27 protein-coding genes, 1 tRNA gene, 1 rRNA gene and 1 riboswitch are annotated in these 26266 nt (G+C 30.7%); of the genes, 18 read left to right on the forward strand and 11 right to left on the reverse strand.

The genetic code is table 11. The features are described from left to right. The 3 genes from rrf to BD821_RS13430 all read left to right on the forward strand — a co-directional run. Window positions 1-93 (forward strand): 5S ribosomal RNA (rrf, locus tag BD821_RS07945); the annotation flags it as partial. An 8-nt stretch (window positions 94-101) separates the two neighbouring features. Beyond that, window positions 102-177: transfer RNA gene (locus tag BD821_RS07950), tRNA-Lys, on the forward strand. Between the two features lie 285 nt (window positions 178-462). Further along, window positions 463-609 carry a hypothetical protein gene (locus BD821_RS13430; protein ID WP_157469611.1) on the forward strand — a complete coding sequence of 49 codons (147 nt, stop codon included), beginning with the start codon at window positions 463-465 and terminating at the stop codon, window positions 607-609. Window positions 610-694: 85 nt separating this feature from the next. On the opposite strand, the gene BD821_RS07955 is transcribed toward BD821_RS13430, so the two are convergent. Continuing rightward, complete coding sequence (locus BD821_RS07955; RefSeq protein ID WP_104410020.1) at window positions 695-1174, reverse strand: PTS sugar transporter subunit IIA; 480 nt, start codon at window positions 1172-1174, stop codon at window positions 695-697. 473 nt (window positions 1175-1647) lie between these two features. On the opposite strand from BD821_RS07955, the gene ebgA reads away from it, so the two are divergent. From ebgA to BD821_RS07970, 3 genes are all read left to right on the forward strand, one after another. Next, on the forward strand, window positions 1648-4740 hold the full coding sequence (ebgA, locus tag BD821_RS07960; protein ID WP_104410021.1) for a beta-galactosidase subunit alpha: 3093 nt from the start codon (window positions 1648-1650) through the stop codon (window positions 4738-4740). A 438-nt stretch (window positions 4741-5178) separates the two neighbouring features. Continuing rightward, window positions 5179-6048, forward strand: coding sequence for a DMT family transporter (locus BD821_RS07965; protein WP_104410022.1), 870 nt, complete (start codon window positions 5179-5181; stop codon window positions 6046-6048). Further along, the gene (locus BD821_RS07970; protein ID WP_104410023.1) at window positions 6048-6680 is read left to right on the forward strand and encodes a DUF975 family protein; all 633 of its coding nucleotides are present in this window, start codon (window positions 6048-6050) and stop codon (window positions 6678-6680) included. The genes BD821_RS07965 and BD821_RS07970 overlap by 1 nt, the downstream gene beginning before the upstream one ends. Window positions 6681-6762: 82 nt before the next feature. Here the strand turns inward: BD821_RS07970 and BD821_RS07975 are convergent, their stop codons facing one another. The 4 genes from BD821_RS07975 to BD821_RS07990 all read right to left on the reverse strand — a co-directional run bounded on the left by BD821_RS07975 (window position 6763) and on the right by BD821_RS07990 (window position 9869). Next, window positions 6763-7428 (reverse strand): Crp/Fnr family transcriptional regulator, encoded by a 666-nt coding sequence (locus BD821_RS07975; RefSeq protein ID WP_104410024.1) that lies wholly within the window; start codon window positions 7426-7428, stop codon window positions 6763-6765. Window positions 7429-7581: 153 nt separating this feature from the next. Then, window positions 7582-8223: a pyroglutamyl-peptidase I gene (gene pcp, locus BD821_RS07980; RefSeq protein ID WP_104410025.1), complete on the reverse strand. Its 642-nt coding sequence runs from the start codon at window positions 8221-8223 to the stop codon at window positions 7582-7584. Between the two features lie 34 nt (window positions 8224-8257). After that, window positions 8258-9187: a DUF979 domain-containing protein gene (locus BD821_RS07985; protein WP_029451914.1), complete on the reverse strand. Its 930-nt coding sequence runs from the start codon at window positions 9185-9187 to the stop codon at window positions 8258-8260. A gap of 13 nt (window positions 9188-9200) precedes the next feature. Beyond that, a complete protein-coding gene (locus BD821_RS07990) occupies window positions 9201-9869 on the reverse strand; it encodes a DUF969 domain-containing protein (RefSeq protein WP_029451915.1) in 669 nt (222 codons plus the stop codon). A 355-nt stretch (window positions 9870-10224) separates the two neighbouring features. On the opposite strand from BD821_RS07990, the gene BD821_RS07995 reads away from it, so the two are divergent. From BD821_RS07995 to BD821_RS08005, 3 genes are read left to right on the forward strand one after another with little or no spacing between them, the layout of a single operon-like run. Continuing rightward, entirely contained in the window at window positions 10225-11265 is a 1041-nt protein-coding gene (locus tag BD821_RS07995) for a M42 family metallopeptidase (RefSeq protein WP_029451916.1), read from the forward strand. After that, a complete protein-coding gene (locus BD821_RS08000) occupies window positions 11256-12257 on the forward strand; it encodes a M42 family metallopeptidase (RefSeq protein ID WP_029451917.1) in 1002 nt (333 codons plus the stop codon). The genes BD821_RS07995 and BD821_RS08000 overlap by 10 nt, the downstream gene beginning before the upstream one ends. 23 nt (window positions 12258-12280) lie before the next feature. Then, window positions 12281-13279 (forward strand): M42 family metallopeptidase, encoded by a 999-nt coding sequence (locus BD821_RS08005; protein WP_104410026.1) that lies wholly within the window; start codon window positions 12281-12283, stop codon window positions 13277-13279. A 143-nt stretch (window positions 13280-13422) separates the two neighbouring features. On the opposite strand, the gene BD821_RS08010 is transcribed toward BD821_RS08005, so the two are convergent. Beyond that, window positions 13423-13995 carry a cob(I)yrinic acid a,c-diamide adenosyltransferase gene (locus tag BD821_RS08010; RefSeq protein WP_104410027.1) on the reverse strand — a complete coding sequence of 191 codons (573 nt, stop codon included), beginning with the start codon at window positions 13993-13995 and terminating at the stop codon, window positions 13423-13425. Between the two features lie 311 nt (window positions 13996-14306). On the opposite strand from BD821_RS08010, the gene BD821_RS08015 reads away from it, so the two are divergent. The 5 genes from BD821_RS08015 (at window position 14307) to BD821_RS08035 (ending at window position 18852) form a co-directional block, all read left to right on the forward strand. Beyond that, a complete protein-coding gene (locus BD821_RS08015) occupies window positions 14307-14651 on the forward strand; it encodes an EamA family transporter (RefSeq protein WP_029451920.1) in 345 nt (114 codons plus the stop codon). A gap of 120 nt (window positions 14652-14771) precedes the next feature. Further along, on the forward strand, window positions 14772-16055 hold the full coding sequence (locus BD821_RS08020) for an ArnT family glycosyltransferase (RefSeq protein ID WP_226104698.1): 1284 nt from the start codon (window positions 14772-14774) through the stop codon (window positions 16053-16055). A gap of 498 nt (window positions 16056-16553) precedes the next feature. Beyond that, window positions 16554-17348, forward strand: a complete 795-nt coding sequence (locus tag BD821_RS08025; RefSeq protein ID WP_104410085.1) for a thymidylate synthase — start codon at window positions 16554-16556, stop codon at window positions 17346-17348. Further along, window positions 17349-17837: a dihydrofolate reductase gene (locus BD821_RS08030; RefSeq protein WP_029451923.1), complete on the forward strand. Its 489-nt coding sequence runs from the start codon at window positions 17349-17351 to the stop codon at window positions 17835-17837. A 196-nt stretch (window positions 17838-18033) separates the two neighbouring features. Beyond that, window positions 18034-18852 (forward strand): hypothetical protein, encoded by an 819-nt coding sequence (locus BD821_RS08035; RefSeq protein WP_104410029.1) that lies wholly within the window; start codon window positions 18034-18036, stop codon window positions 18850-18852. A gap of 279 nt (window positions 18853-19131) precedes the next feature. Here the strand turns inward: BD821_RS08035 and BD821_RS08040 are convergent, their stop codons facing one another. Further along, window positions 19132-20124, reverse strand: coding sequence for a TRM11 family methyltransferase (locus BD821_RS08040; RefSeq protein ID WP_146076376.1), 993 nt, complete (start codon window positions 20122-20124; stop codon window positions 19132-19134). Window positions 20125-20411: 287 nt separating this feature from the next. Between BD821_RS08040 and BD821_RS08045 the strand changes: the two genes are divergently transcribed. The 4 genes from BD821_RS08045 to thiT all read left to right on the forward strand — a co-directional run bounded on the left by BD821_RS08045 (window position 20412) and on the right by thiT (window position 23286). Further along, window positions 20412-21104 carry a sugar phosphate nucleotidyltransferase gene (locus BD821_RS08045; protein WP_104410030.1) on the forward strand — a complete coding sequence of 231 codons (693 nt, stop codon included), beginning with the start codon at window positions 20412-20414 and terminating at the stop codon, window positions 21102-21104. Between the two features lie 21 nt (window positions 21105-21125). Then, a complete protein-coding gene (locus BD821_RS08050; RefSeq protein ID WP_104410031.1) occupies window positions 21126-21545 on the forward strand; it encodes a DUF3785 family protein in 420 nt (139 codons plus the stop codon). Between the two features lie 85 nt (window positions 21546-21630). Beyond that, the gene (locus tag BD821_RS13435; RefSeq protein WP_169994065.1) at window positions 21631-21789 is read left to right on the forward strand and encodes a hypothetical protein; all 159 of its coding nucleotides are present in this window, start codon (window positions 21631-21633) and stop codon (window positions 21787-21789) included. 684 nt (window positions 21790-22473) lie between these two features. Continuing rightward, window positions 22474-22574, forward strand: a riboswitch (TPP riboswitch). A gap of 58 nt (window positions 22575-22632) precedes the next feature. After that, a complete protein-coding gene (thiT, locus tag BD821_RS08055; protein WP_104410032.1) occupies window positions 22633-23286 on the forward strand; it encodes an energy-coupled thiamine transporter ThiT in 654 nt (217 codons plus the stop codon). A 134-nt stretch (window positions 23287-23420) separates the two neighbouring features. On the opposite strand, the gene dhaM is transcribed toward thiT, so the two are convergent. The 4 genes from dhaM to BD821_RS08075 all read right to left on the reverse strand — a co-directional run bounded on the left by dhaM (window position 23421) and on the right by BD821_RS08075 (window position 26094). Then, on the reverse strand, window positions 23421-23810 hold the full coding sequence (gene dhaM / locus BD821_RS08060) for a dihydroxyacetone kinase phosphoryl donor subunit DhaM (protein ID WP_104410033.1): 390 nt from the start codon (window positions 23808-23810) through the stop codon (window positions 23421-23423). Between the two features lie 60 nt (window positions 23811-23870). After that, window positions 23871-24509: a dihydroxyacetone kinase subunit DhaL gene (gene dhaL, locus BD821_RS08065; RefSeq protein WP_104410034.1), complete on the reverse strand. Its 639-nt coding sequence runs from the start codon at window positions 24507-24509 to the stop codon at window positions 23871-23873. A gap of 130 nt (window positions 24510-24639) precedes the next feature. Further along, on the reverse strand, window positions 24640-25638 hold the full coding sequence (dhaK, locus tag BD821_RS08070) for a dihydroxyacetone kinase subunit DhaK (protein WP_104410035.1): 999 nt from the start codon (window positions 25636-25638) through the stop codon (window positions 24640-24642). A 225-nt stretch (window positions 25639-25863) separates the two neighbouring features. Further along, complete coding sequence (locus tag BD821_RS08075) at window positions 25864-26094, reverse strand: helix-turn-helix transcriptional regulator (protein ID WP_029451938.1); 231 nt, start codon at window positions 26092-26094, stop codon at window positions 25864-25866. Window positions 26095-26266 lie beyond the last annotated feature (172 nt).

Below are 26266 nucleotides of genomic sequence, written 5' to 3' on the forward strand. Positions count from 1 at the left end.
ACACCCCTTCCCATTCCGAACAGGATGGTTAAGCACTAAAGCGCTGATGGTACTACAAGGGAGGCCTTGTGGGAGAGTAAGTCGTCGCCGGGTGAGAACAAGGTTTACTAGCTCAGTTGGTAGAGCACATGACTTTTAATCATGGTGTCCGGGGTTCGATTCCCCGGTAAGCCACCAAAAAACCACTCATTATGAGTGGTTTTTTATTTTGCTTCTGGTCTAATAGTTGAAAATAAAACTTTAAATGTAGAAGAACTAACATGATGATTTAAAGATCACCCTTAAAAAGATTCCTTAAGTGAATGTTTTTTATTATGTTCATCAATAGAAGGTATAGCATAAATTTTTAATAATTGTCTATACTAATAGTAAATAAATAACGTATAACAAGTAACAACATTCATAATACTTATATATAAATTGATGAATATAATAGTAAAAAACGAAAGGGGATTTCAAAACATGGAAATGAATAATCCTAATGAGGCTAGGAATAAAGCAAGAGAAATGCTTATAGCTGGAGAAGACTGGGATAAGGTAAGGGAAGTTACAAATCTTAGATTAAAAGATGTAAAAAGGATACAAAAGGATATAAGCGAGCATTTTTAAATAATACACAAAAGACACCTAGAAAATAGAGACCGCTGAAAAATAGAAATTTTTCAGTGGTTTCAAAAAAATCTAAGTGCCTTTTTTATTTTACTTTGTAATTTATAACCTTATCTTTTCCAGCTTCTACTAAACCTTGTTTTGTAACAGTCATTTCCTTTACGGAATCTGAATTTGTTATTAATAAAGGGGTAATAAGCGAGAATCCTTTATCCTCAATAAGCTTTCTGTTTATCTTAATTATTGGGGTTCCAGCCTTTACGTCAGTTCCTTCAGTAGCAAGTCTTTCAAATCCTTCCCCATTTAATTCAACGGTATCAATGCCTATATGAATTAATATCTCAGCACCATTTTTTAAGGTCATAGCAAAGGCATGATTAGTTTTAAATAGTACAGTTAAGTTTCCATCTGCTGGAGCAACAAAGGTATCTCCTGTTGAATTTATAGCAATACCATCACCAGCCATTTTTTCAGAAAATACTGCATCAGGTACTAGTGAAAGATCCATAATAGCTCCACTAACAGGAGCAAATAATTCATAATCTTTTTTAAAAAGTCCAAACATATAGTTCTTCTAGACTTAATAATAAGTCTAGAAAATTCACATCCTTTCAATATTATATAATAAAATGTTAAACCTTTAGATTTAGTATAATCAATTATATTTTAAATTTAAATATAATTTGGGTATTTACTATAATCTAGGTACTAATAAAAAAACCAGACACAAGTAATAAAACTTATGCCTGATTTAACAGTAACACGTTATATGATTTATTATAAATTTTATTAAGGAATTTGTCAACATACCCTAAGACAACATTCACTTAAGATATGATATTAAGTGAAATAATCATAAATAGATATACTTTACTAAAAACAGCAGTATAATAAGTAAAAAGCACCAAAGAAAACGTTGACATTTTATTAAGGTATATTTATCCTATAAGTAGTAATTCTTATGTTATAGTTTAAATGATGAAAGCACCACTTATATTAATAGGGGTTTTAAATATGATGTCTGTAAGGAGGAAGATTATGACTAGAATATATAAGGAGTGGGAAGATATAAGCCTACTTCATAAGAATAGAGTAGAAAGCAGGAGTGATGTTAAGAGATATTTAAATAAGGAGGATGCACTTACCTATGAAAATAAATTTTCATTAGGATTTAAAAGTTTAAATGGTAAGTGGGACTTTTTATTTATAAAGGCGCCAGAGCTTTCACCAAAGAACTTTTACACTAAAGAATTTAATTGCGAAAATTGGGATAGTATTGAAGTACCAGGAAACTGGCAAGTACAAGGGTACGGAAACATGCATTATACAGATCTTTATTATCCCTTCCCTATAAATCCTCCCTATGTTCCAACAGAAAATCCTACGGGAATTTATAAAAGAAAGTTTATAATAGATGAAAACTTTTTAGAAGGTAGAAGTATTTTAAGATTTAATGGAGTGGATAGTGCTTTTCACGTTTGGATTAATGGTTTAGAGGTTGGATACAGTAAGGGCAGTAGGATGTGTTCTGAATTTGATATATCAGATTATATAAGCCTTGGAGAAAATCATATAACTGTTAGAGTATATCAGTGGTCCGATGGCACATACCTTGAAGATCAGGATATGTGGTGGCTTAGTGGAATATTTAGAGATGTAGAAATTATAAAAGAGAATAAAATTTCTTTAAAGGACATATTCATTAAGACAGATCTTCATAGTAACTACGACCATGCACATTTAAACATAAAACTTTCATTAGAAAGTAAAACTTCTGAAGATCTTAAGGATATAAGCATTTTTTATGAGCTTTTAGATAGTGATTTAAATAATGTTATATCAGGTACCATGAAGGCAACTAATTTAAAAGATTGTAAAACACAGGACGTACTTATTAATGAAAAGGTTAAAGGTCCAAGGCTGTGGTCAGCAGAAGAGCCAAATCTTTATCATCTTATAGTTACAGTTTTAAAAAGAGAGAAGGTCTTAGAGGTAATACCTCAAAGGATAGGTTTTAGAAAGATTGAATTAAAGGGTGAAAACTTTTTAATAAATGGAAAAGCAGTTTTACTAAATGGAGTAAACAGGCATGACTATCATCCTATAATGGGCAGGACTGTTTCAAAAGAGGTAATGGAAGAAGATGTTATTTTGATGAAGATGCATAATATAAATGCAGTAAGAACCTCTCATTACCCTAATAATAGTTACTTTTATGACCTATGTGATATGTATGGATTATATGTAATAGATGAAGCGGACTTAGAGTGCCATGGATTTGAACTTACGGGTAATTATAAGTGGATAACGGATGAAAAAGGCTGGGAGAAATCTTATGTAGATAGAATAGAAAGATTAGTTAAAAGAGATAAAAACCATCCAAGTATAATAATGTGGTCTTTAGGTAATGAATCTTCCTTTGGAGTTAATTTTGAAAAGATGGAAGAGGCATGTAGAAATATAGATGATTCTAGATTGATTCATTATGAAGAAGACAGAGAAATGAAGATAACAGATGTCTATAGCACTATGTACACAAGACTTGAAAAGCTTATAGAAATAGGCGAGAATGAAGAAATCAAGAAGCCACATATACTTTGTGAATATGGTCATGCTATGGGAAATAGCCCTGGAGGACTTAAAGAGTATCAAGAAGTTTTTAGAAAGTATAATAAATTACAAGGTGGATTTATATGGGAATGGTATGACCATGGAATAAAAACTAAAAACAAAGAAGGGCAAGAGTTTTATGCTTATGGAGGAAATTTTGGAGAGTACCCACATAATGGCAACTTCTGTATAGATGGCCTCATATTCCCAGATAGGACTCCATCTCCCGCTCTAATGGAATATAAAAAGGTTATAGAACCTGTAATTTTTACGGAAGAGGATTTAAAGTTATTTAAGATAAAAGTAAAGAATTTATATGACTTTATAGACCTAAGTTTTGGATCATTACATTGGGCTATTAATTATGATGATAAAACCTTAGAATCGGGTGTACTATCTTTAGATAATATAGGAGCAGGAGAAGAAGGGATTATAACTATACCTTGTAATAGTATAAAAAATATTAAGTTTAATACAGAGTATTATTTAACATTAAGCTATAAATTAAATAAAGATATGCCTTGGGCAAAATGTGGACATGAAATAGCCTTTGAACAATTTTTATTACCTTTTAAGAAGGAAAGATTTATAGAGCCTAAAAAAGGGTTATTAAATATAAAAGAGGATGATACTAATGTTTATATAAATGGAGCTAACTTTAAAGTAGTATTTAGCAAGATTTTTGGAAGTATGGATAAGTTTATATATGAAGATAAAGAAGTAATTAAAAATGGACCAAAACTTAACTTTTGGAGGGCACCAATAGATAATGATATGTATGTACTAATGGACTGGAAGGAAAAATACTTTCTACATAAATTCCAGGAAATAACCGAAGAGTTTAACTTTGAAGATAAGGAAGGCTTTGTAATAATATATCATAAAACGCATATAGCTCCACCAAATCAAGGCTGGGCCATTAAAGCTAAATATATATATGAAATATATCCAGAGGGTGAAATAAAGATTACAGTACAAGGCAACATTACAGGTACAGATTATAATATGCCAGATATGATTCCTAAAATAGGACTTGAGCTAATATTAGATAAAGACTTTAATAAAGTTACTTGGTATGGAAGAGGCCCTTTTGAAAGTTATAGTGATAGCAAGCTTTCAAGCAAGATTTCTGTGTACAAAAGTAACGTGGAAGATATGCATACACCTTATATATTTCCACAAGAAAATGGCAATAGGACCGATGTGAAATGGGTATCTGTAACTAATTTAAGGGAAGAGGGCATACTAGCACTATCAGAAAAACCTATTAATTTTAGTATTCATGACTACACAAAAGAGGATTTAGAAAAGGCAGGTCATGAACATGAGCTTATTAGAAGAGATTTTGTGGTTCTTAATTTAGACTATAAGCAAAATGGATTAGGAAGTGCTAGCTGTGGCCAAGATCAATTGCCCTTATATAAGCTTAAATTAGAGCCCTTTGAATTTAATTTAACCTTAGCACCTTTTAAAAGGCAAGAAACAAATGAAATAGAGTTAAGTAAAAGAATAATAATATAGTGGTGATTAAGTTGAATATAGATATTGGTCAAATTCCATTAGTAGATTTGAATCTTATTTTGCAATTTCTTTTGATGAAACAGAGAAGGCAGTTTATATAAGAAATCTTCATCTAGGAGATGAATCACCTAGTAAATTACTTAAATTAGAACTAACAAGGGGTAGGAATCCTCTGAACTTTTATTTTGAGGCAGATGAAACGAAATTAATCATTTATAACACTGAAGATAAAGATAAATACATAGAAATATGTATACCAGAATATGATATAATTAGGATAAGGGCCAAAAGCTGTGGTATGAAACTTTATATGATTAAAAATAAGTATGATATGGAAGAGGACTTGTAGATCCTTCTTTTACATGGACATCTAGCGTATTTTTAATGATAGCAAGTGAGTATTTAAAAGATACTTAAAAAGTAGTAAAGGATGATTTAATGAAAAATAAGAAAGCAGACTTATCACTAGCACTAGTTGCAATAATATGGGGTACTGGCTTTGTAGCATCTAAAGTTGCCCTAGACGCAAATTTAGCACCTTTTCAAATAATGACTTATAGATTCTTTATATCAAGCGTTGCTATGGTAATCTTATTTTGGAAGGAATTTAAAAAGATTAAGCTGCCGGTTTTAAAATCTGGAAGCTTAATTGGATTTTTTCTCTTTATAGCTTTTGCATTTCAAACTATAGGGCTCCAATATACAACCCCTTCTAAAAATGCTTTTATTACAGCCACCAATGTAGTAATAGTTCCATTTTTATATTGGATAATAGCAAAAAAAAGTCCAGACAAATATTCCTTGTTTGGAGCTTTACTAACTGTAATTGGCATTAGTTTTTTAACTTTAGATGGAAGCTTTACTATTAATTTTGGTGACTTCTTAACTTTAATTTGTGCCTTTGGATTTGCAATGCACATTACAGCTATAAGTTATTATGCAGAAAAGTATAATCCAATACAATTAACAACAATACAAATGATAGTAGCATTTTTGTTCTCCTTAGTATCTCAGCTTATGACAAAAAATAGCACACCAATTACAAAGAATGGTGGACTTGCTATATTATATCTGGGAATTATAAGTACAACCATAGCTTTTTTAATTCAAAATATTGCTCAAAAGTATACCAGTGCTACTAAAACAGCTATTATATTATCAACAGAAGCTGTTTTTGGAACCTTAGCTTCTGTAATATTATTAGGAGAAAAGTTGAGTTTAAAAATGCTTATGGGCTGTGGTATAATATTCCTAGCGATAATAATTACTGAAACAAAACTGTCATTTTTAAAAAGGGGGATAAGTTAATGCCACAACAAGGTTATTACTACAAAGGAAATGGAGAAATAAAAGACAATGCTAAGTTCCAGCTACGAGGACGGTGGTTTAATGCTATATTAGGGTTTTTAATATATGGAGTTATAATAGGAGCTGTGTCTAGAGTTTGGGATGAAGGATGGATAATTTCATTATTAATACAAGGACCCATGCTTTTTGGACTTTCTAAGTTCTTTCTACAATTTAAAAGAACTAAAGAAAATGTACCATATGAAGTATTATTTAATGGATTTAGCAAATTTAAAGAGACATTCTTACTTGGAGTTATAATACAGGTAGCCGTAATTGTTGGGTTAGTTCTTTTAATTATACCTGGTATAATTATAGGGCTTATGTACTCACAGGCATTTCTAATTATGGTAGACAACCCAAATGTTAGTGCTATAGAAGCTTTATCTATGAGCAGAAGGTATATGAAAGGAAACCTAATGAGACTTTTATTTCTTCAGCTTAGTTTTGTAGGATGGTCTTTACTTTCTATATTAAGTGTTGGAATAGGTTTTATATGGCTTCAGCCTTACTATAAACTTTCAACTATAAACTTTTATGATGATTTAGTTAGAGTACAATTTAATAATGAATTTCAAGGTTACCAAGTTTAATTAATTTATATAATCAATCTAAATATAAGAGCTATATCAAAATGCTTTAAAAGGTCATTTTGATATAGCTCTTTTACTATTTTTAAATAAATGATTTTAGTTTATTAATATCATTTATTATTATTTGCCTTTTGTTTATAGATAGAACTCCATCTACTCTTAATGACTTTAATACTCTCGTTACAGTAACCCTAGAGCAGCCAATTAAGTGAGAGAGGTCTTCATGAGTCATTGGAGTAGTTATAATATACTTCTCATTTTTAATGTTTATATCTTGCAAGCTTAGCCTATAGAGGGTACTTGCTACCTTAGATTTAGAGGAATTAAATAATGTGTCAGACATTTGGAAAATCGATATCCTATATTTTCTTGTTATGCTGTGTATAAAGTAAGAGTACGCTAAAGGTTCATCATAAAGAAGCTTATTTACAATGTCCATAGGTAGTACTGAAATAGTGGTGCTTTCCATAGCAATAGCTGTAAGATTTAAATTTCCACCAGCAAAATAGTCTGTTTCTCCAAAGATTTCACCAGGTTTAAGAAAATAAAGTACCTTTTGACCTCCATTATCATTACAAAGGCAATGTTTTAACCTACCCTTAGTAACTATAGCTACAAAGTATTCCATATCTATGTTAATGATTTGGTTTTTATTATAGGTATAGAAATTGCCAAGTGGTGACACCACATCTAAAAAAAACCGCTGCATTTCATTTTGTTTCTTTTCATCAAACAATTCCTTGTACATATTTTTCTCCTTTTGTTAAGACTAGGTTACAATATTAATTACAAATTATATAAAAGTGAAGCCCACATTGCTTAAAGTTTTAAACAATGTGAGCTTCACTAATTATAACATAAAATATATTTTTATAAAATTGCTTGAGAATAATTTAATACATTAAGATATCTTTCCACCGATTTCTTTTATGTCGTCCTTATTTTCTATAATTGCTTTTAAAGCAAATTCTAGTCCTTTAGTTATATCTTCTAAAGCCATGGAAGGCATGTTTTTCTTTTCTAAAACCTGGGATGGAATAAAGGGAACGTGTATAAATCCACCCTTTACATTTTTATATTTTTTGTCTATAAGATATAATAAGCCGTACATTATGTGGTTACATACAAAGGTACCTGCGCTATAAGATACTGAAGATGGAATGTTGTTTTCCTTAATGTTTTTCACTATAGCTTTTACAGGTAAAGATGAAAAGTATGCAGTTTCTCCATCTTTGAATATAGGCTCATCTATAGGGTTATTACCCTCATTATCCTTTATTCTAGCATCATCTAAGTTTATAGCTACCTTTTCTGGAGTTATGTCAAATCTTCCGCCGGCTTGACCTACACATAAAACTACATCGGGGTTATGTGCTTCAATTGCCTTATCTAAGGTGTCTATAGACTTTTTAAATACAGTTGGAACTTCGACTTTAATTATTTCTACACCATCTATATTATCACTTATCTTTTTTACTGCCTCAAGAGCAGGATTTATACTTTCCCCACCAAATGGATCGAAGCCTGTTACTAAAATTTTCATTTAATATACCTCCTAAGTTAAGTCTTATTACATTTTAAAATGCCCAGTAATACATAAGTATAATATGAACTATAAGTAGAGCAAAAGCTACTGGTACTTGCGCTGTAATGACTTTGTTTTTATTTTTCATTTCTAAAAGTGCAGCGGGAACTACATTAAAGTTTGCTGCCATTGGAGTCATAAGGGTTCCACAAAAACCAGCTGTTAATGCAAGAGAAGCTGCTATTGCTGGATTAGCACCTTGGGCAAATACGAAGGGAACACCTATACCAGCAGTTATAACTGCAAAGGCTGCAAAGCCATTTCCCATTATCATAGTAAATAAAGCCATACCGATGCAATAGGCTATTACACCTGCTAATATATTGCCTTTTGGTATTATGGAAGATATACCACTAGATATAACCTCACCAACACCAGCAGCGGTAAATAGAGCACCAAGGGCTGCCAGCAATTGTGGAAGTATACTTGCAGGGCCAACTTGTTTAAGCATCCTATCACCATCTAAAGCAATGTTTTTTACTGGAGATTTTGTAATCCAAAGAGCAGCTATAAGACCTATTAAAGCTGATAAACCTATAGCAACTTGTCCGCCAAGCTTTGTCCACTGAGCTATAGCAAAAGCTGACACCGCTAATAATATGGAAGGTAAAAATATTTTACCACCAATCTTTTTAAATTGTTTTTCTCTAAATTCATCAGAAGGATTAGCTATAGATCCTACCTTTACCTGCTTTGTCACAGTTAAAGCTCCCATTACAAGAAGAAGTGACCCTACTAAAGCAGGTGGCATAACTTTACCAAATATAAATATTACAGCTAGGATACACCAAAATAAGGAGGTCCCAACTTTTGCCGTATGTGTGCTATCTTTTAGTGTATAAAAAGCTGCAAAAAGCATTATTATTCCAGATAGTACATAAAAGAATTCTAAAAGAAAACTTGAAATTTGTTTTATATCCATATTAACGTCCCCCTTATTTTGATTTATATTTTTTATTTAGCTTTTTGTCTGTTAATAAAAATTGAATAGATGCAAATATAAAGGCAATTATTGCAATAGGTATTGAGGCTTTAGCTACGTTTAATTGAGTTGCTTCATAGCCAAGTTCACCTAATGTACCCACAATAAGAAGTACACCACCGCTTGCAATAAATACATTTTGACCAAAGAAGTTACCATAGTTTTCAGAAGCAGCAGAAATTGCTTTAATGTTATCTTCATCTTCTTCATCTATTTCACCATATTTACTAATAGCAGCGCCTTGAGCCATTGGGTTTATAAGAGGTCTTATAAACTGGGGATGTCCACCAAGTCTTAAGGATAGTGCAGCTGCAATTTCTCTTATAAATAAGTACATAGATAATAATCTTCCAGTAGTAAGACCGCTAGCCTTTTTAATAAGATCTATAGCCTTTTCCTTAAGGCCATATCTCTCGCAGATTCCGATTACAGGAAGCGTAAGTACAAATAAGGTCATATATCTTGTGTCAACAAATGCCTTACCAAGGACATTTAGTATATTTATGAACCCCATCTTAGCCACAAGTCCAGTTGCAACACCTGATATTAATACAACTGCGATAGTATCAAGTTTTAGACTAAAACCAATAATAACAATTAAAATACCGATAAGTTTTAACATGTTTACCACCCTCTCCTTCAATAAATAGATAATTTGCAAAATTGGAGCTGCATTTAATTTATTATAGCTTAAATATATTTGAAATTCAGTAGCCTAGTATACAAAAATTAAGTTAAATTATATAAAGTTTAATAAATGATTATATGTATATGTAGCCTTGTATTCTTTTATTATAAAAGTTACCATTATAATAATAAATATTTATATATTCAATTCACTTATATGTTAAAATATAGTTGTGTTTAGATCTAGGGTAACTGCGTTAAATAGTAATAAAAAAGATATTTGAAAAGTTTTAAGATGCATCTAAGTGAACTTAAAGAACATTAAGTTAAATTATTAAAGGGGGATAAACATGGAGGAAAAAGAAGTTTTAAAAAGATTATGTGAAGCTCACGCGCCTAGTGGAAGAGAACACCTTTTACATCCCATTATAAAGGATATATTTGGTGAAGTTTCAGAAACTACTGTGGATAATATAAACAATATGTATATAAAAAAAGAAGGTAACAAAAAGGGCAAAATAATGGTTATGGCACATGCAGATGAGATATTTCTCATGGTAACCTCTATTGAGGAAAAAGGATTTTTGAAATTTAAGGCCTTTGGAATAGATGCTAAAACATTAGTATCTCAAGAATTAATTATTCACGGTGAAAAGAAGATAAAAGGAATAATAGGTATTAAACCACCACATCTTATGAATGATGAGGATAGAAAAAAGGCTGTAAAGGCAGAGGATTTATTAATAGATACAGGATATTCTAAAGAAGCTTTAGAGGCTATAGTAAAGGTTGGAGATTATGCTACCCTAGATAGAAAGTTTAGTGAACTTTTAAATAATAATGTTAGTTGCAAGGCCACAGATGATAGGGCAGGAGTTGCAGCATTATATTCTACAGCAAAAGAGCTTAAAGATATAAATCATGATATGGATGTTTACTTTGTATGTTCAGCTCAAGAGGAGGTTGGTCACAGAGGGTCTAAAGTTGCAAGCCATGAAATAAATCCAGATATAGGTATTGCAATAGATACTACCTTTGATAGCGGCAGGCTTGGGGATGAGGATCGGGATAATAAGTTAGGACTTGGACCTGTTATATGCATAGGCCCTAATATACATCCAAAGCTTAGGGAAAGATTTGTAGCAATAGCTAAGGAATACAATATACCGTACCAAGTAGAGGTGGAGCCAGGTAACACAGGAACAGATGCCTGGGATATACAAGTTGCAAAGACAGGAATACCAACATTGTTAATATCAATACCAATTAGATACATGCACACCTCAGTAGAAGTTATAAATATAGATGATATAAAAAACACCGGAAGAATAATTGCAAAATTTATTGAAAAATTAAAAGGTGAGGAATTGGAGGAATTATTATGCTTTTAGAAAGGCTTTGTAACGCTTCAGGACCATCTGGATTTGAAGGTGATGTAAGAAAGATAATAATAGAGGAAATAGAGAGCTATGTAACAGATATAAAAATAGATAAGATAGGTAATATAATAGCACATAAAAAAGGTAATGGTCCAAAGGTAATGATAGATGCACATATGGACGAGGTTGGTTTTATAGTAACGGGATTTAATGAAGATGGAACTTTAAGATTTAGCGCTTTAGGAGGTATAAATAACAAAATAATACCCTCTAAAGTTGTATATATAGGTAAGAAAAACATAACAGGGGTTATTGGAGTGAAACCAATCCATCTTCAGTCAGGAGAGGAAAGAAATAAAAATCTTTCTTATGGAGATTGTTGTATTGATATAGGAAGTAATTCAAAGGAAGAAAGCAAGGCTTTAATAGACCTTGGAGAATATATAGTGTTTTCAACAAAGTATGAAGAGTTTGGGGAAGGCCTTATAAAAGGCAAAGCATTTGATAATAGAATGGGATGTTATGTGCTTATAGAGGCTTTAAAGGAAAAATTTGATTGTGATTTATATGCAACATTTAACGTTATGGAGGAAATTGGAGAAAGAGGAGCTTTTGTAGCAGCATATGGGGTTAAGCCTGATATAGGGATAGTTCTAGAAGGTACTATTTGCGCTGATATGCCAAATGTACCAGCACATTTAAGTGCTACAGAAATAGGAAAAGGACCAGCTATATCTATAATGGATAGAACAAGTATTTTTAATGAAGATATGGCGGAAGATATAATTAACATTGCAAATAAAGAAAATATTATGTATCAAAGAAGAAGAGCTATAGCAGGTGGAAATGATGCAGCAGCAATTCATGGTACAGGTGGAGGAGCTAAAATATCTACAATTTCAGTACCATGTAGATATATACATTCTTCAGTTTCGGTAGCATCCTTAAAAGATGTAGAAAATACTAAAGCTTTACTAATAGCTTATTTGAAATCTCTTATTTAAATTATACAAGGGGGAATAATGAAATGGATATTTTACTAGATAAATTAATAAAGGCTTTTGGAGTAAGTGGACATGAAGATGAGGTAAAAAGAGTTATAGAAAAAGAAGTAGAGACTATGGGATTTAATATAAAAGAAGATAATATGGGAAATTTAATAGTTAAAATCGCAGAAGAAAGCTTAGAAAATAAGGAAAAGTTTATGTTATGTGCTCATATGGATACTATAGGCATAATAGCAAATTATATTGATGATAATGGATTTATAAGAGTAGGAGCTCTTGGAAACTTTGAGGCCTCTAATATGGTAAACAATTTCGTTACATTTGAAAATGGAACAATAGGAAGGATTTGTAGTGGTAAAAAGGGCAGTGATATGGAAGATTTATTTATTGACCTTGGAGTAAAGGGTAGAGAAGAAGCTTTAAACTTAGTAAAAGAAGGAAATGTAGCTAAATTTAACGGAGCTGTACTTGAAATAGGGGATAATATAGTAGCTCCTTATATGGACAATAGAGTTGGCGTATATATATTACTTAAGGTTTTAAAAGATATATGTGAAAAGTCTAAAGAAAATAAGGAATATATTAAAACTTTAGATAAAGAATATTACTTTGTATTTAGTACACAAAACAAATTAGGTGCAAGAGGGGCTAGGGCCGCAGCATATAATATTAATCCAGATGGTGCTATAGTTATTGATGTAGAGGGAGCCTTTGATTACCCAAATGGTAAGGGTAATATATCACTTGGAAAGGGTCCTATTATAAAAGTTATTGATAGAACATTAATAGTTCACCATGAAATTAAAGATATGCTTGAAAAAGCTGCCACAAAATCTGATATTAAAACTCAGTACTTAGTAGGTGAAGAGGGAACGGATGGAGGAACCATTCATAAAGAAGGAAGTGGAGTTAAAACAGGTGTGCTTTCAGTACCTTGCAGATATATTCATACTAATGAAGAGATGATAAATGTTAAAGATTTAAATAATAGTATTAAATTAGTTTCAGAGCTAATTTAGAAAGAGTCAAGTATAAAGTAAAATAAAAAAGGTGGCTTAAAGTAATAATCTTTAAGCCACCTTTATATCTAGTGCTTTAGTAGGTTAGGTAGATTGAATTTCCTTATAAAATACTACCTATTCTAATATAGCCCATATTTTAATTAGTCTAATTTCCATTCTTTCATTACAGTTTCCGGCTTATCTTGAAGAAAGTTTATATATCTTGAAAATGTAAAGAAAAAGTCTGAAAGTCTATTTATATATTGATAGCTATCAGGATACTCCGTTACATTTACTTCCTTTAGGTATCTTACAAAAAATCTTTCAGCTCTTCTTACTACAGCTCTTGTAACTTGAGCATAAGTACCTTCTTTAGTCCCACTATATAAAATAAATTTAGTTTGTGGAGGCATTTGATTTGTCATCCAATCAATTTCATTTTCTAAAAAAGTAGAATGAGTAGGAAGTAATTTATTTTTAGTAAAGTCCATAGATATTTCTACACCCATATTAAAAAGAGCATTTTCGATTTCTATTAAGTCATCTGTAAGTCTTTGCTTTTTAACACGTGAAACTTTATTGCAGTCGTATAATAGGCAATTTAAATAGCCTACATGTGCATTTAATTCATCTATATTTCCTTGAAGCTCTATAAATGTACTATCTTTAGCAACTCTTTGACCTAACAAGTTGCCTGTAGTACCCTTGTCACCAGTCTTAGTATATATACCCATAATGTTCACTCCTTGTTATATGTTTATTAATTTTTATTAATAAGTTTAAAAATATAGGGATTATAGTATACGAGGCTAATTGATAACCCTTATTAAGTACTATTATATCACATAATGGTATTATTAAACGAATTTTTTTAGTGAAGACTTATGATAATTTAAAGCTTAGTTTTTCCAAATTATGAGTATAATATGCATTAAAGGTTTATAAAATAGAAAAAATTAATATTATAACTTTTAAATAATAAAAGTTTGATATAATGGGTATTTAAAGAGTAAAAAAAATTTAAATATTAAGGAGAGACAAAAAGATGATATATGGTTTACTTATGGTAAATATAGTGCTTTTGGTATTAGGGCAAACTTTATGGAAGATAGGAATGAAAAGTGTAAGTATAGAACTTAGCTTAAGGGGAATATTTAAGGTTTTATTTCAACCTTATATATTTGCAGGACTTGTGGTATATGCAGTAGCTACATTTATATGGCTTTATATACTTTCTAAATCGGATTTATCCTTAGTTTATCCTCTTCAAAGTTTGTGTTACGTTTTGGCTGCGTTTATAGGAATAATAGTATTTAAAGAATATATTCCACCTACAAGATGGTTTGGAATAATGTTAATACTTTTAGGAGCATTTTTTGTAGCAAAATAGATAAGATTCTTGAGTTTAGGTGAAGGCTTAAATATATACCTTTTTAGATAAAGGCAAGTTTCATCATATTTTTATAATGATTTAATTGTTGATTTAAAGGAGGTAATAAGTTTGTTTAGTATGAAAGAAGAAGATAAAAACATAAAATACACCTTATATATATTAACAATATTGTTTTTTGTCTTTTGTGTAATAACTTCATTAAAATATGGAGATTATAATCTTTTAGGGAGTTATGAAAAGATGGATGATGATGATGTGAAATATATAAGAAGCGCGTGGAATATACTAGATACAGGTGTACTTTCTTACCACACGCCAGGTGTTAAAACAATATTTATAATGCCAGGCATTTCTTACACCCTAGCATTTTTTATGAAGATATTTGGAAAGTCAAATGGCGTTGTAGCTTTTAGAATATTTCAAGGGGTTTTTCAGACCTTATCTGTATTTATAGTATACTTTATAGGAAGAAAGCTATTTAATAGCAAGGTAGGTTTTTTAGCAGCCATAATGGATATGATTTATATACCTGAGATTTGGTCTACCAATATAGTTTTAACAGAAACATTATTCAAATTTTTTCTCGTGTTATTAGTATATATATCAATTTATGCTGTGGAAAAAAAGGAGTTTAAATATTACATATGGGGTGGAGTTGTATGGGGCATAGCTACCTTATATAGGCCAACTACTGCAGCTTTTCCAATGATTATACTTTTTATGTGGATAACTAAAAAATATAAGTTCACTGAGATGATTAAATTTGGGATTGTCACCACCTTAGTTTTTGCAGCTATAATGAGTCCTTGGTGGGTTAGAAATTATAAAAGTTTTGGGAAATTTGTCCCACTTACTATATCTGCAGGCAATCCTATGTCTCAAGGAGGCTATATACATTATAACGAAGATATAGACTATTACCCAGTTAAATATTCAGAGGATCCTATAGAACAAGATGCTTTTTATAAAGAAAATCATAAGTATAGAGTAGAAAACTTTATGATAAAAAGACCCTTTGCTTATGCTAAGTGGTACCTTGTAGAAAAAAGTGTATTGCTTTGGATAGCTCCTTTTTATTGGAAGGAGATTTGGGGAATAAAGATAGAATTTGTAGCGGTATATCATGTTTTATTATTGATACTTGGAATGGTTGGAATGATAAAATATCTAAGAAATATAAAAGGTCATAGAAATAGTAATAAATACTCCTATGATACTTATTCACTATCTATGTACAGACCTTCTTCTGAAATAAAATTTTTAAATGGGAAGATATTATCCTTTGTACTTTTATTTTTCTATATTACTCACTTACCTTATATAGCATTTTCAAGGTATGGGTACCCCAGCATGTTTGTATTTATGATTTATGCCTCTTATTTAATTGTAGGAGAAAAGTAATAGGTAAAGTAAGTAACATGAAATAAAGCTTCTAAGTTTTAACCTCAATTAATAAGTTAAAATTAGATTTATATGAGATTTACGAAATAATCCACTGTAATTAACACCTAATCAACAAGTTGTCCACAATATTTTGTGCATAACTCATGGTTTTTGTGGATAAGTTTATGGAGAATGCCCTTTTGTCATGTGGATGAAAAAAATGTCAGCTATAAAAAACGCATAAAATGCTAGGTTTTACTCTCTTTTTACACTATAAGCAATAGGTTATCCACAAACAACTAACAAAACATACATTTCTGTGGATAACCTATGTTAAGTAGTCCACATATTTTAATTAATGTGATATATTAATTAAAATATTTGAGGAATGAAGTCTTTTTATAATAAAACTTAGAACTTTATATATTTTTTATATTGAAAAGTCCAAAAAACTAATCCTTTATGCTAAAATTATATATATTATAAGCTATCAATTATAAGAAGGAGTTGGTCTTCATTAGTACTGCAGATAAGCAATATTTAACTTTAGTGAGAGATATATTAGATAACGGATATTATGAAACTGGAAACAGAACTGGGGTACCTACATATAAGTTACCTCATAAAATTATGCAGTTCAATCTTCAAAAGGAGTTCCCCATATTAACCACTAAGTTTGTAGCATTTAAAACCGCTGTAAAAGAACTTTTATGGATATATAAAGATCAATCTAATGAAGTAAAAAAGCTACATGAACAAAATGTGCATATATGGGATGAATGGGTAAAGGAAGATGGAACTATAGGAACATCTTATGGATGGATAGTTAAAGAGTACAATCAAATAGATAAACTAATTGAAGGTTTAAAAAGTGATCCTCAAGGAAGGCGTCACATATTAAGTCTTTGGCAAATTCCTTATTTAGATGGAGGATCCTTGTATCCTTGTGCCTTTATGACAATGTGGGATGTAACAGATGGTAGACTTAATTGTATGCTTGTACAAAGATCTTGTGATGTACCACTAGGATTGCCGTTTAATATGACTCAGTATGCAGTGCTTACCCATCTTATTGCTCAAATAACAGGATATAAGGTAGGCCTATTTACTCACGTTATAAACAATGCACATATCTATGAAAACCAAGTAGAGGGTGTAAAAATACAACTTTCAAGAGAAGATGATGCATATGATGCTCCAAAGCTTTGGATAAATCCAAAAATAAAGAGTTTTTACGATTTCACAATAGAGGACATAAAGCTTATAGATTATAAGTATCATCCATCTATAAAAATGGAGGTGTCAGTTTAAATGTTAACTGCCGTAGTAGCTGTAGCTAATAATAACGCAATAGGAAAAGACAACGACCTTTTAGTTAAGATTCCAAGAGATTTAAAAAGATTTAAAGATATAACAACAGGTCATACTATGATTTTAGGTAGAAAGAACTTTCAGTCGCTTCCAAGGGTTTTACCAAATAGACATCACATAGTACTTACTAGAGATAAAGATTTTAAAGTAGAAGATGATAGGGTTACAGTAATACACTCTACTGAGGATTTAAAGCCCTATATAGAATCCAAAGAAGAATACTTTGTGGTAGGGGGAGGACAGATATACAAATTACTTCTACCCTACACAGATAAGGTATATATAACAAAGGTCAACGCTGCTTTAGATGCAGATACATTCTTCCCAGACCTAAAAGAAGATGAGTGGGAAATAACCTACAAAGAAAAGGGAATAAGAGATGAACAAAATCCTTATGATTATGAATATATAGATTACAAAAGAATTTAACAAAAGAATTAACCAGTTAATGTAAGCACCCCAGAGGTGCTCCCAATTTGTGGGAGGACCTCTGGGGTGCTTACATTTTATGGGTTGAAATATAGATTTATTGTTACAATGAACTTATGTTATAATAAAGGTAAGTAAATTGGAAGTTGACGATAATGGATAAGTTCATGTCAATATATATAAAGGAGTGATTTATATGAAGAAACTTAAATTTTTAATTATACCACTGGTTATGTCATTGGTAGTTTTAGCAGGATGCGCGCCAAAGGGTGAGGAAAATGTTAAGACAGAAACAAATAAGACTGTGGAAGAAACTAAAAAGCCAGAAGAAGCTAAAAAGCCTGAAGAAGTCAAAAAGCCTGTAGAAGAAAAGGTAGATGCTGAAGTATTAAATAGATTCGACAAGTACTTTTATAAAGGTGAAGACGAACTAATTTATATAGGTATGGCTGAATATGGTTTTATGGCTAAATACGATAAGGAAGATGTAAAGGACGCTAAAGAAAAGGTTGTAGTTTATGAAGGCGCTATGAGAGATGGAATGGGAGAACCTGAGGGCAAGGGCCCAAGGGAATTCACAGTAAGCTACACTGTAGATAAAGATAAGATTGTAGAAAAAATAGACAATAGAGATTATGTGAAAAATAAAAAGACCATCTTAAATTCTATTATTGAAAATTTTGTTGTGGTTAAAGGCGAAGTGAAGGTAGGAAATAAGTGGGAACAAGGATTTAAGATTGAAGATAAGGAATATAAAGCTGTAACAGAAATAAAATCTTTAGATAAAAAAGGTGATAAAGATGAATTTGTTGTTGAAAGTACAGTAAAGGACATAAAAGGATATAAAGATAACACTTACGTAGAAAGAAGAACTTATAGAGAAGGTCTAGGACTTATAATGCTAGAGTATAGGCCTACAATGGTAAATGGTCAAGAACCTATGGATGATTTTATAGGGTATTCACTAAATTACCTTAAAGACAAAGATGGAAATGTTAATGTAATTGAAAGATAAGTAATTACAAAATGAATCTTAAATAAAAGAAAGACACTGGAGTATATACTTCAGTGTCTTTCGTCTATAGGGGGATATAAAGGGTAATGGTTTCATACACTAATACATTTATTACTGTTAAACATATTATATATCATTATTTCATAATAATCAATATTAATTAGAACAATATTATTTATTATTTATTAGAAGAATAGTAAGTGAACTACTCTCCACCTAAGAGGATGGGAGAATTCCGCACATGAATGTTAAAGTGATATTAATATAAGTTTCTAAAGTCTAGACACATATAGTTAAATATCTTTTAAATTGACCCTTAGAAATATCGCATTTTTCAATGATCTTAAAGCCTGAAGACAAAAGATGTTTGTCCATATCTTCAAAGGTTAATATAACTATCTTATCTGCAATTTTTCTACTGCCATTTATAATAGTTAGTTGATCTTCAAGGGTAGTTGGTGAAAATAATCCATAAGGAAGGTCTATAATGGCTACATCAAATTTATCTTTAATGGTAGTCATATTAGCATTAGTAATCACATCTTCATAATCAAAGTATTCAAGTATTTTTTTTGCCTTATAAGCAATGCTTGGATTTATCTCAAAGCCTTTTATATAAATATTTAAAGACAAAGCTTCAACAATGACTGTACCAATCCCACAGCAAGGATCCACAACCTTAGTTTTTAAATTATTCCCAACAGCTATATTCACAATAGCCCTAGAAACCCTTACATTTAAGGCATTAGAATAGGAATAAGGCTTTTTGTTATGAAGCTGCCAATTGTTATCATTAGGTTCATTTATACCAAAAATCCACCTAGCTCCTATTTTGCTTATACCTAGTAGAACATCGGGATTATTCATTTCAGCTTCACCAAGAATATTTAAGCCTACAAGGTTTTCTATTTTACGTTTTTCATGAAATCCAACCTGATTATCTTGACCTAGAATATACGAAACCTTAAAATTTTCATAATGTAATTTGTCAGACACCACTTGATTTATTATGGAATCCAAGCTATCACCAATAAAACTTACGAAGAGGCATTGTTTTATGAAGGGGCTTCTAGAAGGATTCACATAGTGATTAGAAAAAAAACACTTGTTTTTAAGAGACCTTTTGAAGAGGGACTTCATTTCTAGTTTGCATAAAGCTTCTTCATCCTTACTAAAATTAATTGTATAAAAATAAAGTTTTAATGGATCTTTATTATATAATTTTAAACCTTTAAATTTGGGAAAATACGTTTTATCTTTTATATTAGCCATATAGGACATTGTCATAAAGTTACACCTCATTTAAAATTTAAGAGAAAATAATTATAATTATTTTCAATACACATCAAAATATAATATTAATTAAAACTATAATATATCAAAAGCATATTAATTATAATTTTAAAATGTATAGTATAACTTTATTCCATGAAGGCTTTAAAGTCAATTAAGTACATTTTTAAAATTAGAATGATTAACCATCTATTTTATGATAGAATAAGGTTACTAATAAACAAATGATTTCTTTAAGAATCACTTGATATAAAGGAGATAAAATAATGAAAGCTATTATTTTAGCAGCAGGTATGGGAACTAGACTTAAGCCACTTACAGATAATATACCAAAATCCTTAGTTAAGGTCTGCGGGGAACCTATGGCAGAAAGACAAGTTAGGTTTCTTAAAGAAAAAGGAATTAACGATATAATTATAGTTGTAGGATATATGAAAGAAAAGTTTCAATACCTAGAAGAAAAGTATGGCGTAAAACTAATATATAATGATAAATATGATGTTTATAACAATGTTTACACTATGTATTTAGTAAGGGACTATATTAAAGATTGTTATATTACAGAGGCAGATGTATATATGGTAGAGAACTTCTTTGAGTGGGAAATAGAAACCTCCACTTATTTTATAGGAATGAAAGAGAATTTTGAAAAAGAGTGGATACCTAAATTTGATGATGAGGGTAATGTGAATGGAATTGAGGTAGGACCTGGATCAGGCTATATTATGTCAGGCATATCTTACTGGAGTGAAAGAGACGGAAAAATCATAAAAGATGAGCTCGAAACAGTTATTAAAGCCGGAAATTTTGATAATGTTTATTGGGATGATGTTATAGCAAAGATAATATCTAAGCTACAGGTAAAGGTACAAAAAACTAGTCTTCATTCCTGGTTTGAAATAGATAGCATAAAAGATCTTAATAAAGCCGAAACAATTATAAAAACCTTAAAAAAATAAAAGAAATATAGGAGGATTCAAATGAATAATTATACATTTAACTTTAATGGTAAGACCTACGAATTATCTCTTGATAAATTTGATTACCTATTAAATGACGAAGAAAATGAAGTTACAGGAATAGACATAGAAGATATTCTAACTCTTTTAAATGAGAGCCCAGAGGTGGACTTTGACCTAGAATATTATAGCGTTCCTTGCGAAATATGTTTAGCTGGAAAAGAAGAAAAGAAAAGGTACTTTAACTTTTTAGAATATCACTTTACTATATTCACAAAAGAAAATGAATATGTAATGAGCAATATATCTAAAGAATTTGAAGACACTTCCTTTACAGAACTTCAAGCTCTTGGAAAGATAGATAATAGCTTTATTGTAATAATAATGGTCTGTGAGAGCTGCGGAACTTATTCTATAGAAATTAATCAATGTGACATATAGGACATATATATTGTAGCTATAAAGCTAATTATAAACTATAATATAGAATGAAGTAAAAATCTTTAATTAAATCGGAGGACTATATATGTCAGAAAAAGATATTGAAATGATGAAAAAGCTTATTGAAGAAAAAAGATTAAAAGGCTTAAAAAAGGGTGTAACTCAAAGAGCTGAAAAGACCACAGGGGAATACAGAAAAGCAAATAGAAGCACAAAGAAAACAGGCGGTTTATTTGATAAATAAAAATTACCAGGGCACTTTATAAATAAAGATTGCCAGGATATTTCATAAATAATAGCAGGTAATTGTTAATTTTCCTAATTATCCATTAAGTATTAACATTATTAATGGATAATTAGTATTGACAATAGTATTTTAAAGTAGTATTATAAAAATATAAACATAAGAAATATTTCTTATTATATAGCAAGATCTTTAAACAACGAAAGTAGTACCCCCAAATTAGAAGTAATAATATTGAAAGCGTGGGGAGAGTACACAAGAGAGTTAAGACTAAACTACTAAACTAAAATTTTCAGTTAAAAGTTAATCTTTTATACGTAAAAATTAGAACGAGTTTTCTTAAAATTGGAGAGTTGCTGCCTTTAGCAGTAGATGAAGACCATTTTACCAATTATTTAAGAGATAGATGAGTATACATTTAGCTTACCCTAGCATATTTGTAAGTTATAATAGTTTTTAAACTAGGCTAACTTAGATACACCAAGGGAAATACAGTTTAAGGAGAGTACTATTGAAAGAAACATTTATTAGAAATAGAAGTTAGATTTTAATTCATTATGAATTATGATATCTAACTTCTATTTTTTTGTGGAAGAAATAATTAATTAAAGTGAGAATTATCCTAAACTTCAAATAAGCTATTGATATAAGTAAGATAAACATAGTATAATGAAATCAAAAGAATATATAGGCTAGGGGTGCTTTAAAGCTGAGATTGGAATTTTTTCCTGACCCTTGTACCTGAACTGGGTAATTCCAGCGTAGGAAAGCGGATAATGTTATTAAGACACTGTTTTTCTACAGTGTCTATTTTTTTTGAAAAATTTAAAGGGGGATTAATAAATGGATTGGTTTAATTTTAAATTCAAAGCTCCAAAGGCTGGAGAGTCTTTAAAGGAAGTCTTCTCAAATCCTATGATATACTTAACTTTACTAGTAGTTTTAGCAATAGCTATAGTCTTTGTATATATAAGTAAGGTAAAGCTTACCACAAGGACTATAATTCATGTAGGAATTGCCATAGCGCTTGCTATTGTACTTAAGATGTTTAGAATAATGCAAATGCCAATGGGAGGATCTGTAACCCTTGGAAGCATGATACCTATTATATTTATAGCCTATGTTTATGGACCTAGAGTAGGTTATCTTACAGGAATGTTATTTGGAGTTATGGATTTGCTTCTAGGTGCTTATGTAGTACATCCAATGCAACTTTTACTTGATTATGTACTAGCCTTTGGTGTATTAGGTGTAGCAGGATATTTTAAAAATAATATATCTATTGGAGCACTGGTTGCTATAGCATTAAGATTTTTATGCCACATTGCATCTGGTGTAATATTTTTCTCTTCCTATGCAGGAGAACAAAATGCTTTAGTTTATTCTATATTATACAATGGAACTTATTTATTACCAGAAGCTATAATAGCTATGATAATTTTAGCTGTTCTTCCAACTAAGAGACTAAGAACTGAAATCTCAAAGGGTGCTTATTAAAAAGGTTACAAGTCTGTGGACCTCTAACCTATAGATTCATGATATTATATTAGTCTTTTAGTATTACTATTATTATATAAAAGATATAAAAAAATAGCCCTCTATTGAATTCAATAGAGGGCTATTTTAAAAAATTATGATATTTTACCTAGAGATAAACCTTTTAATGCTTCTTTTATTTCAGATCTATTTTTATCCATGCTACTTTCTACTGCAGCTGTAATAGCTCCTTCAACTAGAGCAACATCTAGTATCTCTACATTAGCTTTCATAGTATCATCTAGCATTTCAATAGCCATTTCTGCATTCATAAATGCACTACCAAGGTCAAATAAAATTAAAACACCTTCATCAGAATATACTTCATTTATAGCATCTAAGATCTTATTTATATCTGATCCTATTCGGCCATCTTCAGTACCACCTGCAGCTGCTATTGGTACTTCCTTTGCCATTTCATGGGCTAACTTTTTAGTACCTTCTGCAATCTCATTACTGTGAGATATTATAACTAGTCCTACCAATCTTAGCACCTCCTTTGTAAATTACCTACTATCTAAAAGTTAATATATATTATATTAATTTTAACCTTTTGATTTAACAAAGTCATAGATTGTTTCAAATATAAGGGCACTAGATACAGCACCAGGATCTTTATGTCCAAGGCTTCTATCACCAAGGTAGCTTGCTCTTCCTTTTTTAGCTATGATATCCATTGTGTGATTGGCACCTTTATATGCAGCTTCTTTAACTTTAAATAAGGTATCTATTGCACTCTCATCATTATCTAAGGATTCTCTTAGTTGATTTAATGCAGGCTCAATAGCATCTACCATGGTCTTGTCATCTATTTCAGCCTTTCCTCTTAATTTTACACCATCTAAAGCAGCTTGAAGCATTTGTAAAAAGTCCTTAAGATCAACCTGGGATTTACCTTGAACATTCATCGAAGCCTTCATAAAAGCAGTTCCATACAAGGGGCCAGAAGCACCTCCAACACTTGACACTAAGGCAAGGCCGGACTTTTTAAGCATATCCCCTATATCATCTCCAGAATCATCTTTTATCTTAGCAACCATTGCTGTAAAGCCTTTGTGTAGATTTAATCCATGATCTCCATCTCCAATAGTAGCATCTAATTCTGTTAGATATTCTTTGTTTTTAGTCATAACTTCACTTAATTTAATTAATAATTCTTTAATTTCAACACCTTTTAAGCTCAAGGACTACACCTCTTTTCCATATAAATTATTAAAGTTTTTAACCTAATTGTGCAGAATTCTTCCATCCTCTTAGGTGGTGGTAGTTCACTAAACCTTATTTTGATTTAAGGCTTAAAGTAGTTTTAAGTAACTAAATAACTTTAAAAGCTGGAGTATCTGAAGGTGCATCTAAAAGTTCTTTTAATTCTTCGTCTAGCTTTAATAGTGTTATAGAAAAACCAGCCATTTCTAGAGAAGTCATATATTCACCAACAAAAGTTTTATGAATAACTATACCTTTTTCTTTTAATATTTCATTTACCTTTTTGTTTACTATATAGAGTTCCATATGAGGAGTTGCAGCAAGTCCGTTTATCATAACTGCTACCTCATCTTTAGAATTTAAGCTCATATCTTTTAATATTTTATCCATTAAATGTGTGGTTATTTCATCCGCAGTGCTTATCTTTTCTCTATGAGTACCTGGTTCACCGTGGATTCCCATACCAATTTCTACCTCATCTTCAGCTAATGTAAAGTTAGGCTTTCCAGCTGCTGGTACTATGCAAGAACTTAAGGACATACCCATACTTCTTACATTTTGCACTACCTTTTTAGCAGTCTTTTGAACTTCTTCTAAGGATGCACCAGTTTCAGCCTTAGATCCTGCTATTTTGTGAACAAATACTGTTCCGGCGATACCACGTCTTCCAGCAGTATAGGTACTATTTTCTACAGCTACATCATCATCTACAACAACTGTTTCAACTTTTATATCTTCCATATCTGCAAGTTCCTTTGCCATTTCAAAGTTCATAATATCTCCAGTGTAATTTTTAATTATAAGAAGGGTACCCTTACCACCATCAACAGCCTTTATAGCTTCAAATATCTGATCAGGTGTTGGAGATGTGAATACAGATCCAGCTACAGCAGCATTTAGCATGCCTTTTCCTACATATCCACCGTGTGCAGGTTCATGACCACTGCCACCGCCACTAACTAGGGCTACCTTTCCTTTTATAGGAGAATCATTTCTTATAAGTACATTTGCATTATCTAACTTCTTTAGGTATTCAGGGTGAGCTGCCACCATTCCTTGAAGCATATCATCTACAACTAAATTAGGATCATTTATTAATTTTTTCATTAAAAACTACCTCCTTATTGTTATTATGCCTAAAATGCTAAATAAGATAACTTTGAATATATAAACATTGTTATATACATGATATAACAAAAATCTTAACTTAAAAAGATTTTAATATGGATAACCTTAAAGTTAATTATTTGTTAATAATAAAGGGCTTAAGCGCCTTTTACTATATGTAAGATATACTTTTGAAATATGTAGTAAACAGTGGTAAATAAGAAATTAATCCTCGCTATTAAGATACCCTTCTAATTCAAAAATATCATCAATTTTCTCATTGAAATATTGTGCTATTTTAAAGGCTAATTTTAATGATGGATTAAAGGTTCCTCTTTCTATTTCTAAAATAGTTCCTCTAGAAACCCCTATACATGTAGCTAATTGCTCTTGTGTTATATTTTTTTCTGTCCTTAGTACTTTAATTTTGGTGTTAAATGTCTTAGATTTACTCAAAAAATAAAGCACCCCCTCACTAACTTATTCATATAATTATATCACTATATTTAAAATAAGGTATCTGAAAAATAACAATATCAAAGCAAAGTTCGTTTTTAAAGCTTTGTTTAAAGAATATATATGGAATAAAAAAGGCTTTTATCATTAATTAATGATAAAAGCCTAGGTA

The sequence above is a fragment of the Clostridium algidicarnis DSM 15099 genome, assembly GCF_002934235.1.
Classification (GTDB): domain Bacteria; phylum Bacillota; class Clostridia; order Clostridiales; family Clostridiaceae; genus Clostridium_L; species Clostridium_L algidicarnis.

Bases quoted from the DNA above. Each gene is read 5' to 3' on its own strand.
- BD821_RS07985 (WP_029451914.1), bottom strand. From the start codon at position 9,187: ATGGATATAAAACAAATTTCAAGTTTTCTTTTAGAATTCTTTTATGTA.
- BD821_RS07955 (WP_104410020.1), bottom strand. From the start codon at position 1,174: ATGTTTGGACTTTTTAAAAAAGATTATGAATTATTTGCTCCTGTTAGT.
- BD821_RS08045 (WP_104410030.1), top strand. From the start codon at position 20,412: ATGAAAGCTATTATTTTAGCAGCAGGTATGGGAACTAGACTTAAGCCA.
- BD821_RS07995 (WP_029451916.1), top strand. From the start codon at position 10,225: ATGGAGGAAAAAGAAGTTTTAAAAAGATTATGTGAAGCTCACGCGCCT.
- BD821_RS08040 (WP_146076376.1), bottom strand. From the start codon at position 20,124: ATGGCTAATATAAAAGATAAAACGTATTTTCCCAAATTTAAAGGTTTA.
- BD821_RS07975 (WP_104410024.1), bottom strand. From the start codon at position 7,428: ATGTACAAGGAATTGTTTGATGAAAAGAAACAAAATGAAATGCAGCGG.
- BD821_RS08005 (WP_104410026.1), top strand. From the start codon at position 12,281: ATGGATATTTTACTAGATAAATTAATAAAGGCTTTTGGAGTAAGTGGA.
- BD821_RS08000 (WP_029451917.1), top strand. From the start codon at position 11,256: ATGCTTTTAGAAAGGCTTTGTAACGCTTCAGGACCATCTGGATTTGAA.
- BD821_RS08010 (WP_104410027.1), bottom strand. From the start codon at position 13,995: ATGGGTATATATACTAAGACTGGTGACAAGGGTACTACAGGCAACTTG.
- BD821_RS07970 (WP_104410023.1), top strand. From the start codon at position 6,048: ATGCCACAACAAGGTTATTACTACAAAGGAAATGGAGAAATAAAAGAC.
- BD821_RS08020 (WP_226104698.1), top strand. From the start codon at position 14,772: ATGAAAGAAGAAGATAAAAACATAAAATACACCTTATATATATTAACA.
- BD821_RS08015 (WP_029451920.1), top strand. From the start codon at position 14,307: ATGATATATGGTTTACTTATGGTAAATATAGTGCTTTTGGTATTAGGG.
- BD821_RS13430 (WP_157469611.1), top strand. From the start codon at position 463: ATGGAAATGAATAATCCTAATGAGGCTAGGAATAAAGCAAGAGAAATG.
- ebgA (WP_104410021.1), top strand. From the start codon at position 1,648: ATGACTAGAATATATAAGGAGTGGGAAGATATAAGCCTACTTCATAAG.
- BD821_RS08030 (WP_029451923.1), top strand. From the start codon at position 17,349: ATGTTAACTGCCGTAGTAGCTGTAGCTAATAATAACGCAATAGGAAAA.
- dhaK (WP_104410035.1), bottom strand. From the start codon at position 25,638: ATGAAAAAATTAATAAATGATCCTAATTTAGTTGTAGATGATATGCTT.
- BD821_RS13435 (WP_169994065.1), top strand. From the start codon at position 21,631: ATGTCAGAAAAAGATATTGAAATGATGAAAAAGCTTATTGAAGAAAAA.
- pcp (WP_104410025.1), bottom strand. From the start codon at position 8,223: ATGAAAATTTTAGTAACAGGCTTCGATCCATTTGGTGGGGAAAGTATA.
- BD821_RS08035 (WP_104410029.1), top strand. From the start codon at position 18,034: ATGAAGAAACTTAAATTTTTAATTATACCACTGGTTATGTCATTGGTA.
- thiT (WP_104410032.1), top strand. From the start codon at position 22,633: ATGGATTGGTTTAATTTTAAATTCAAAGCTCCAAAGGCTGGAGAGTCT.
- BD821_RS07990 (WP_029451915.1), bottom strand. From the start codon at position 9,869: ATGTTAAAACTTATCGGTATTTTAATTGTTATTATTGGTTTTAGTCTA.
- BD821_RS08050 (WP_104410031.1), top strand. From the start codon at position 21,126: ATGAATAATTATACATTTAACTTTAATGGTAAGACCTACGAATTATCT.
- BD821_RS07965 (WP_104410022.1), top strand. From the start codon at position 5,179: ATGAAAAATAAGAAAGCAGACTTATCACTAGCACTAGTTGCAATAATA.